Annotated in this window: 10 protein-coding genes; 5 read left to right on the plus strand and 5 right to left on the minus strand. The window is 43.0% G+C overall.

Annotation, left to right across the window (positions count from 1 at the left end; genetic code table 11):
• Positions 1-166: 166 nt before the first annotated feature.
• Positions 167-730, plus strand: coding sequence for a uracil phosphoribosyltransferase (locus tag QTO00_RS08745; protein ID WP_224067626.1), 564 nt, complete (start codon positions 167-169; stop codon positions 728-730).
• A 72-nt stretch (positions 731-802) separates the two neighbouring features.
• Here QTO00_RS08745 and QTO00_RS08750 read toward each other — a convergent pair whose 3' ends face one another.
• Positions 803-1,270 carry a CreA family protein gene (locus QTO00_RS08750; RefSeq protein ID WP_061897517.1) on the minus strand — a complete coding sequence of 156 codons (468 nt, stop codon included), beginning with the start codon at positions 1,268-1,270 and terminating at the stop codon, positions 803-805.
• Positions 1,271-1,625: 355 nt separating this feature from the next.
• On the opposite strand from QTO00_RS08750, the gene QTO00_RS08755 reads away from it, so the two are divergent.
• Positions 1,626-2,123, plus strand: a complete 498-nt coding sequence (locus QTO00_RS08755; protein WP_331424326.1) for a flavodoxin — start codon at positions 1,626-1,628, stop codon at positions 2,121-2,123.
• Between the two features lie 208 nt (positions 2,124-2,331).
• Complete coding sequence (locus QTO00_RS08760; protein WP_331424327.1) at positions 2,332-2,979, plus strand: HAD-IA family hydrolase; 648 nt, start codon at positions 2,332-2,334, stop codon at positions 2,977-2,979.
• Here the strand turns inward: QTO00_RS08760 and QTO00_RS08765 are convergent.
• The 3 genes from QTO00_RS08765 to torT all read right to left on the minus strand — a co-directional run bounded on the left by QTO00_RS08765 (position 2,976) and on the right by torT (position 4,901).
• Complete coding sequence (locus QTO00_RS08765) at positions 2,976-3,176, minus strand: hypothetical protein (RefSeq protein ID WP_331424328.1); 201 nt, start codon at positions 3,174-3,176, stop codon at positions 2,976-2,978. The genes QTO00_RS08760 and QTO00_RS08765 overlap by 4 nt on opposite strands.
• 243 nt (positions 3,177-3,419) lie before the next feature.
• A complete protein-coding gene (locus tag QTO00_RS08770; RefSeq protein ID WP_038208279.1) occupies positions 3,420-3,875 on the minus strand; it encodes a methylglyoxal synthase in 456 nt (151 codons plus the stop codon).
• Between the two features lie 9 nt (positions 3,876-3,884).
• A complete protein-coding gene (torT, locus tag QTO00_RS08775; RefSeq protein WP_331424329.1) occupies positions 3,885-4,901 on the minus strand; it encodes a TMAO reductase system periplasmic protein TorT in 1,017 nt (338 codons plus the stop codon).
• A gap of 80 nt (positions 4,902-4,981) precedes the next feature.
• Between torT and torS the strand changes: the two genes are divergently transcribed.
• Positions 4,982-7,873 carry a TMAO reductase system sensor histidine kinase/response regulator TorS gene (torS, locus tag QTO00_RS08780; protein ID WP_331424331.1) on the plus strand — a complete coding sequence of 964 codons (2,892 nt, stop codon included), beginning with the start codon at positions 4,982-4,984 and terminating at the stop codon, positions 7,871-7,873.
• A 6-nt stretch (positions 7,874-7,879) separates the two neighbouring features.
• Complete coding sequence (locus QTO00_RS08785) at positions 7,880-8,401, plus strand: GNAT family N-acetyltransferase (protein ID WP_331424332.1); 522 nt, start codon at positions 7,880-7,882, stop codon at positions 8,399-8,401.
• Between the two features lie 55 nt (positions 8,402-8,456).
• Here the strand turns inward: QTO00_RS08785 and QTO00_RS08790 are convergent, their stop codons facing one another.
• Positions 8,457-9,605, minus strand: coding sequence for an iron-containing alcohol dehydrogenase (locus tag QTO00_RS08790; RefSeq protein ID WP_331424333.1), 1,149 nt, complete (start codon positions 9,603-9,605; stop codon positions 8,457-8,459).
• Between the last annotated feature and the right edge of the window lie 103 nt (positions 9,606-9,708).

Here is a 9,708-nt window from a genome sequence, read left to right on the forward strand (position 1 = left end):
CAATGTTAGAAGCAGCAAATCAAGGGTATTTGGTTGCTCACGAAAAGTTAAACAAAGCAGTGGAGGTTTACTTAGCAGAAACGGAGTGTACAAATATCGAATCAATGTTTGAGGTTGGATTGCCATATGACCTCAATAAATGCTGTGAACTAGAAGAAGTATAATTATGTATGTATTAAATGAAAGCTGCCAAAATAATAATGTTGAACAATTGATTGATATTTGTAAGAGCAGTTCAATGTCGATGGGCTACAAACTTCGTACCGCACACTATCAGTTAGGAGAGGTCATTGCAGAACCAATAGCAAAATCTTCAAATCAACAACAAAACTATGCTGTATTGATTTTGATGCGGGCAGGTTTGTGCTTTGGTAATGGTATTGCAGACAAGCTTGAACAGCTAGGTAGCAATGTATCAATAATTTTCGTCAATGATGATCTGATTTCTAGCGAAGACCTCGAAATTGTTAGAGACAAGAACATTATCATTGTTGATGCAGTAATAAATTCAGGTAAAAGTGTTTTTGGCCTGATTGACCAACTTCCAGATACGGACTCTGTAAAGCTCGCTACAACTGTGATCCCAAGTTCTTCGACTGAGCTACTTGAGAGCTATGATTTATATACTGTACGAGTATCAGATAACAAGTATGAGGGAGCAAAGGTTCAAGTCATCTCAGGTGGAAAGGGACCTGATACTGGCGATAGACTGTTTAATACATACAGCTAAGGCATTTACCAAGCAAGAGCAGTATCATTTAACATATTGCTCTTGTTTGGTGTTTTATGAGTCAATAGAAAACTATTGGTCAGTATTTGCTACTATATATGCAGCAGTACCCCATAGAGGGACTGTAGAAAGGCTGTGTTTGAAACTACCGTCAGTTTCCTTGGTGGTGTATGACAAGTAAAGTAGGGTTTGATTCTCAGAGTCGTAAATTCTACGTACTTTCATCGTCTTAAAGAAAATACTTTTTGACTGCTTAAACACAACTTCACCAGATTTACTCTTGTCAATTTTGGCTATCATTTCAGGAGTAATATCACCTGTTTGACGGCAAGAAATGGAACTGTCACTTGGATCGGCAAGGCTCAAATCTGCTTCAATCGAAGCAATATGACACGTTACCCCTGTAACTTCCTCATCAACTAAGCTCGAAATTGAAATGTCCTTTAAGGTGAACCAACCCAAGCCTACGTCACCAACCTCATTATCTGAACAGCCAGAAAGCAGTCCTGAAAGGAATAGGGCAGTCATTAGTTTCTTCATACTAAATCCTTGTTATTAAATGTTTAAATTCTAACCTGGGGAGTTATGATTCATTCTGTTATAATGTTGGTAATGGTTTATACATCTTTCATAGTAAACCAGCCTAAACCTACATCACCAACTTCATTGTTGTCACATGCGGTGAGTCCAAGCGTAATAAGACCGATTGTCGCGATACGTTTAATCATGTTCGATAATCCTTTGTGCACAGAGACGTTGTAATCCGAATACTGGTGAGCATATCAGGTTTTGACTAAGTTTTGTTGTACACACTTGAAAAGACTTGAGTGGTCAAGGTGTTATCTAGTAAGCTTCAGGCTAACTTATTAGAGTGAACGCAGGTCTGTCCAACGCTATGACGATCCCCCAGATTGTAAAAATCAAAAATGAATGGCTCTATCAACAAGTCGATGTTGAGTATCCAACTAAAGAGAGTATCGCCGGTCTAGCTCTATACAAGGAAAAGCAAGCTTCCAGTTGCTATGAGACATTGCAAGAACTGCCTCAAGACGCTGGCGCATTTAGTGCTGACGATGTTTTTTTGGTCGACTTTCATCGATTAACCGTTATGTTTTCTTTGCTTCAAGCTCGTCGCTGGGAAGTACAAGCTGATCAAGAGGTGATCTTAGAGTTTTTGTCGCAGATTATCTATTCAGAACCTTGCCGCTTATACCTTGGCTTCAAATCTGGCGAGCCAGTGGCGGCTGCCATCGTCACGCAATCTGAGGGCTCATCACTCATATCGGATGTCGTTAGTTTCAATAACTACAGCCGTGACGACTTCATCTATGCATTGATCAACAAGCTCAATTTGTCTTTGAGTACTGATTCTCCATTAGTAGTCGAACGTTAACTGTCTTATCTCTTCCTATTTACCACACTCTCCACGAACTGCCTTTGAGCCCTTTATGGCAAATTATTGTCAGCTTATGGTTAAATGGTGATGCGCTTTAAACTTCTGGTTATAAAACATTTATAAACCAGTGAAGTGTTAAGCTGGTCATTTTAAAAAGTGCTAACTGTCCTACTATTTCACTTAGAAAACTCAATGAGGGACAGATATGGCAAAACCTCAGGCACTATGTGTCATCTTTGATTGCGACGGGACGTTGATCGATAGCGAACGCCTTTGCTGCCAAGCCTTGTGTGATGCATTTGCACAGTTTGGTGCGAGCTTGACTATGCAAGACGCAGTCAGTCATTTTGAAGGTGGTAAGCTTGCTGATATCCTTGATGCCACCAAGCAGCGCCTTGGTGTTACGGTATCGATTGACAAACTTGAGCCTGTTTATCGTGCACGCCTTGATCAGCTATTTGAACAGCAACTCAAACCTATGGATGGAGTGTTCGACGTACTTGACTATCTCAATGCACATCATGTTGAGTACTGCGTAGCGTCAAACGGTCCTCGGGATAAAATCGAACGTTGCCTAGAGTTAACTGGCTTGTTGCCGTATTTTAAAGGTAAGATCTTTTCTGCTTTTGATACCAATAGTTGGAAGCCTGAGCCAGACCTGATTTTATACAGTGCAATGAACATGGGCTTCAAGCTTGAAGATTGTATCTACGTCGATGATACGCCGAAAGGATTAGAAGCAGGTGTAAGAGCCGGTGTACAAACCGTTCATCTTGCCGGCCTCAACAATAAACACCACTCTTTAGAGTTACAAAAAATTCGTCACTTGAAAGAGTTAGAAGCGCTGTTTTAATGAGAAGCGCTATTTAGGAAATTGGTCACTGTACCCACTCGTTGACATATGACGTTGGTCGGTGTCAGTTTGGTGACATTTTCGAAGAATGAGCCACATTCTGCACATAACATGCTGTTAGCGCTTGATAGCAAATACTCCTCGCTACCACATAGCGGGCAACATAGCACGTTATCGTGCATTTCATCATTATTCATAGGGAATCTCCCAGCAGCAAAAATAGAAATAACATTTTTATAGTATGATTTCTCGTATGACAGGATAGTTAGCTGAAAGTTTCCTGACAATTTCATTTTAGTCGAATAGAGATCTGAATTGTCATCGCAAGGTTGGTATTAGTAAAGATTGAGAAGCATTTCATAGAATAATGGTAGAACTCATTAACTAACTATTAATAAGCTCGCAACTTTGCGAGCTTATTAAGTTATGTATTTGAAGCTTTAGGTTCTGTTGGCTAGATAGGCTTCGTAATCGGGAATTTCTATGTCGACCTCACTCTCAATGAGATCAGATTCGAAGATAAATTTAGCAGTGGCGCGGTTTGTTGCGACGGGAATATTCCAAACACTCGCAATGCGAAGTAGGGCCTTTACATCTGGGTCGTGTGGAACGGCGTTAAGCGGATCCCAGAAGAAAATAAGCACATCAATTTTTCCTTCAGAAATCAAAGCGCCAAGCTGTTGGTCACCGCCCATAGGGCCACTGATCATGCTCTTGATTGCGAGTCCGGTCTCTTTACTGAGCATTGAACCTGTTGTTCCCGTTGCGTACAAAAAGTGACGTTGTAGCTTTTCCTTGTTCTCTTTTACCCAGCGCAACAGTTCAGGTTTGCAGTTGTCATGAGCAACAAGGGCTACATGTTTGTGTGCAGGCAAAGTACGAGTCGTTTTTTCCATTTAGACTTCCTAATTGTTTTCGTTATAGATGTAAAAAATAGGTCGATACTCTGAAGGTGATAACGATTCTGCTATGACTTCAGAGCTCAAGTTATTGGGAGTTAAGGATTCGATTTTTGGTGCTTCTAGTTTATTAAAAGTCTTCCCTTGCAAGTAATCGACGGTTTGTTTGATCGATAGTCTACCCTGAAGTACCATTTTATCGGTTGGGGCAAATTCGACTCGCTTTCTTAATAGTCCACGATAAACACCATGACTAAGATAGGTTGAAACCAAGCCTATTTGATCGGTTTTGTCTGCGCTACGCAACTCACTAATTGCGGCTTCAATAGCAACGGCGCTACCGACAATATAGTCGATGTCTTGGCTGTCGATAACTTGTTGCACTAAATTTCGCTGTAGCTCTTTGTCATTGTCAGCCCAGTAAGATTCAATCACCCTAATCTTGCTGTTTTGGATCGCGGCATAGAACCCCCGAACTACAGGCTTTGTACCGCCACTTGATTTAGGCCCGGGTAGCATCGCGACCGCAATCTCTCGGCGTTCGTTGATATGCTTCTTCTTTAGATACTCACCTGCGTAATAGCCCATCCAGTACCAGTCAACACCCACTTCGCCTTTTAAAATCGAACGATTGTTTTGATCGACGATCAGTTTGTTAACGGTTGCGAAGACAGGAGTAGATGCGGCCGCTGTATTAAGAGAGGAATAAAACAGATCTGGTGCCACCGTGCCAAGAATGATGGCATCGGCGCCCCATTTCACGCATAAAGACATTTGCTGACGCTGTTTATCACGATTGAAATAGCCACCCGATTCAAGTACGCGTAAATCAACGTTGTGTTTGCGTGCCTCGTCGACCATGCCAAAATTGACCGAGAGCCAGTAGGAATCCTTCAAGTGGGGATAGATTGCACAGATGCGTTTTGGCTCAGCCGCATGGGAGTGACCAACGACGAGTGCGAATGCTATTAGCAATGCATGGACGATGGTTTTTGGCGTTTTGATTGTAGAGATCAAATACATGCAGCTTTTCATTGGTATTGGGTCGATAAACACTGCAGAATATAACCCATTCTCCAACAGTTAAGAAGTGAAGAATCTCAATGTTACTGGCGAAAGCGAGTATTGGTCGTAAGTTACTGTTGGCATTTCTTGCCATGGCATTGCTGGTATTGATTTCAGCCCTGATTGGTATGTTCGGATTCTCGTTTGTTGCTAAAACCGAACGTAACGTTGTGAACACCGCGATACCATCAATGATTGAAGCGCGTCAGGTTTCTGAGTTAAGTTCAAGGATTATCTCTTCAGTTCAAGCGCTTTCCAATGCAGAGACGGAACAGGAGCGACAAAGCTCTGGTGCCATCCTATTTTCCCAGTTGGAAGCATTGTTAACTCACATTAAGGCACTAGGGGCAGACTCCTTTGACTCTGTACTATTAGACACGCTTGAATCGGACGTTCAAGGCGTTATTGATACTTTGGCTGAGCTGGGCATTGTTGTCGAAAAACGCCTATTCCTAAGTGATGATTTGCAGCATAGGAGTGACGAACTACGTAAACTGGCACGCGAGTTGGAGCAGTTAACCCGAACTCAAGTGGCAAACACATCCACCATTGCCGTTGCCAATGTCACACATATCTACGACTTGATCGACCGTAGTGAAAGTACGAAAGCTAAGCAAGCACTTGATACCTTGGTGGAAGTAGACCTTGATCTTGCCGAGCGGTTGCATGAGTTACATCTACTCGCATTTAAATTGCTCAACCATATTGAAGAGACGCGAACCATCTCTGACATCAATCGTATTCATAGCATACGCCAAGAATTCAGCAACAACCTCAGTATTATGAAGCGTCGAGTTGAAGGAGTAGAAGACCCAACGCGATCGGCGCAGATGGAAGTATTGCTTAGTAAGTTAGAGACACAAGACATAGTGTTTGATGTCCTTACTCAGCGCTATGAAAATGACACGTTAGCAAAGCAGTTAATGCAAGATACCCTAAATCAACTCTCCTCACTCAATACCACGGTCAGTAGGCTAATAGATGATTCTAACGCAACAACAACAAGGGCGGTAGAAGAGCTTAAGTCGACGTTAAACTATGCTCAGCTTACTCTAACTATCATCACAATATTGGGTATGGTGATTGTGGTGTTTATCGTCTGGAAGGTGGTTTATATCTCGGTGGTGAAACGACTTGCTGCGTATTCTTCCGCACTACTTTCTATCGCGAAAGGCCAATTAGAAGTAGATGTTAAGGTTAAAGGTAATGATGAGTTGGCTCATATGGGGCAAGCTATTTTAACTGCTCGAAACACAGCAAAAGCGTTGAAAGTTGTCGCAGAAAGTGAAGCGGCAGCGAAACGTGAACTAGAAAAACACAAAGGTCATCTAGAAGAGTTGGTCACTGAGCGAACCTACCAACTACAAAATGCCAATACTCGCCTGAATCAAGAGGTTGAAAACCATGCTCGTGCTCGACAAGAAGCGGAACAAGCCAGCAGGGCGAAGTCGGCTTTTTTAGCCACTATGAGTCATGAGATCCGCACGCCGATGAACGGTGTCTTGGGCACGGCTAGGTTGCTTAAAGATACTGGGCTAGATAGTACTCAATCACACTATGTTGATGTGATTAATCGCAGCGGTAAAAACTTATTGGCGATACTTAACGATGTACTGGATTACTCGAAGATCGAAGCTGGGCACCTAGATATTCGCCCGGTCGATTTCGAACTGCACTCTATGGTTGATGATATTAAGCAACTGTTGCTCGGCCGAGCGCAAGAAAAATCACTAAAGCTCGAGTATTTTGTCGAAAGCGATGTAGAACAATACTATTACGGTGATGTCACACGGATTAGCCAGGTGCTCAACAACCTAGTAGGCAATGCAATAAAATTCACTGAAAGTGGTAATGTGGACATTTACGTGTCACGTGATCCTGATGTTGAAAGCAACGTTGTTTTTGAGGTTTCTGATACCGGCATAGGGATCAAAGCCAATGAGCAGCTGACATTGTTTGATGCTTTCACTCAAGCGAGTAGTGGTGTTGGAGCGAAAGGCGGTACAGGTCTTGGCTTGGCGATTAGTAAGCGTATTGTCGAAGCCATGGGAGGGCAATTGTTTGTTGATTCTTTTATCGGAGAAGGAAGTCGCTTCTGGTTTTCAATTCCGCTAAAAGTAGGCCAAGCCGTAGAAAAGTTAGATGTTCAAATTGATAGCGGTATCCGAGCTAAAGTGTTGTTGGTGGAAGATAACCCTGTCAACTGCCTAGTGGCGGAAGGCTTTTTGAATAGTATGAATCACGAAGTGCATACCGCTGTGACTGGAGAAGCTGGACTAGAACTGTTTAAACTACAAGAATTCGATGTGGCTCTGCTTGATATCAATCTTCCAGATTGTAATGGTGCTGAGCTGCTTCACCAATTGAGAGAGTTTGAATTAAGAATCGGTAGAGAAACCACTACACCTATGATTGCTGTCTCTGCTCATGTATATAACGAAGAGGTCGAAAGCTATTTAGCCGCAGGTTTTGATGGGTACTTGCCCAAACCTTTAGACAAAGACCAACTGTGCCTGACAATTCAAAACAGTTTAGAAGGTAAGCCGCTGTTGTTATCTCAAAGTGACGATCAAGCGAGTCAAGAGGTTAAACAGGCTCGAGCGATAATAAACCCAACCGTCGTGACTGCTGATATGGAAGTGCTAGGTAGACAAAAGATGGCTGAGATTTGTCAGTTGTTTAGTCATGGAGCGGATGAGATAGTGCAACTTCTCGATCAAGCGGCAGAAATGGACCACCAGCACGACACCGTACAACTAGCTCATAAACTCAAAGGGTCGGCAGGGAGTTTAGGTTTAGATTTATTGTTTGATCTCTGTTTAGAGATCGAGCAAGCTGAAATTCCGGTCACTTGTTACTTAGAAAAAAGACAGCAGCTAATTGACACCGTCTTTCAGTCCAATCAATCACTGAAACAATTATTAAGTTAAGTGTGTATGAATCAAATTGAATCAAAGCAACTGTTAATGACTCAGATTACTGAGCAAGACTGGCGCCTTTTTGAAAGGCTCAATCAAGATGAAGACGTGATTCGTTATGCGTTTGACAAACCAACAACTGAGCAAATTCGTCAGCGGTTTGAGTCAAGATTACCTGTGTGGGATTGGCCTGCTAGCCACTGGTTATGTTTAGTTATTCGCGAAAAGGATTCAGGAGCGGCAATCGGTGTTACGGGTTTGTGCGTCTCAGAGGAAAGCAATGACGAAGTGGAAGTTGGGTATCTATTGTTGCCAGAGTTTCACGGAAAAGGCTATGGCACGGAGTCGTTAGTGGCTCTAATCGAACATAGCACTCGTGAGTTCCCAATTAAACGCGTCAATGCCATAGTGACCGATGGCAATATTGCCTCTTGTAAAGTACTAGAAAAAACAGGTTTTAAGCTGGCTGAGCGAGAGAAAGATGCGTATCAGATCGGCGGGAAACTCTACGATGACTTAATTTATCGTTTGGAAGTGTAATTCACAGGCGTAAAAAAAGCAGCCAGAGCTGCTTTGTATTAGCGTCTAATGGAGCCTACGCGATAGCAAGATCAAGGATCTGACGAGTCTGCTCTGGTGTGATTGCCTGATTCTCACCAAGAGCGATCATGCCATGTTGCTCTAATTGATTAACCACAGCGTCAACTGCTTGCTCTTTACCGTCTTGGTATTCATCAAATTGAGTTGCAACACCGAGCGACTGGTAGAAGTTCTCAATTGCGACAATAGTCTTCTCTGCGAGATCATCCGTTTGATCTAGACCGAAGACATTCTTACCCATCTGCTCTAACTTCGCTTTCTTAACATCAAACTGATTGCGCAGCAGTGAGGGTTGAACAATCGCAAGCGAACGTGCGTGGTCAACGCCCCATAAAGCAGTGAATTCGTGCCCAATCATGTGCGTTGCCCAATCTTGTGGTACGCCTGATCCGATTAAGCCGTTGAGAGCTTGGTTCGCTGTCCACATAAGGTTGCTGCGCCATGCATCGTTGTCGCGCTGTTCGAACTGCTCACCGAGTGCTTTAAGGTTTTTCAGGAGTGCTTCTGCATAACCGTCTTGAACCATAGCGCCATGATCAGTGGTAATGTATTGCTCACAAACGTGTACCCAAGCATCGACGATACCATTAATAAGCTGCTTATCTGGCAAGGTTTTCATCACATCAGGATCCATGACAGCGAACTTAGGCTGAACATGGGGAGTTAGAAATGCCAACTTATCGTGAGTTTCCGCTTTTGTAATCACAGCACCCATGTTGGACTCGGAGCCTGTCGCTGGAAGCGTTAGGATTGCGCCTAAAGGTACGGCAGATGAGACCTGATGTTTGCCGACCATGATGTCCCAACCGTCACCGTCGTAGTGAGAAGCTGCAGCAACATATTTCGAACCATCGATAACAGAACCACCACCAACAGCAAGAATGAAGTCGATCTGCTCCTGTTTCACGATAGCAACCGCTTTGTCTAGGGTCTCTTTGGTTGGGTTTGGCTCAACGCCTGAGAATTCTAACCAAGAGTGGTTTTTCAACGCTTGCTCCACTTGGTTATAAACACCATTGCGTTTGATAGAGCCACCACCGTATATGACTAAGACTTTTTGGTCTGCCGGAATAACAGATTCAATGCTTTGAATCTGGCCTTGGCCAAAGTTAATTTGGGTATGGTTGACGTAAGTGAATTGCATTTACTGTGCCTCTTGCTTCCGTTTTGGATTAATAATGCTTGTTGTTAATGTGCATATTAGTCTTGACATTGCACGTTTTAAAGGTCAATTTCTCTATATATTG

It is taken from the genome of Vibrio sp. M260118, from assembly GCF_036533755.1.
Classification (GTDB): Bacteria; Pseudomonadota; Gammaproteobacteria; order Enterobacterales; family Vibrionaceae; genus Vibrio.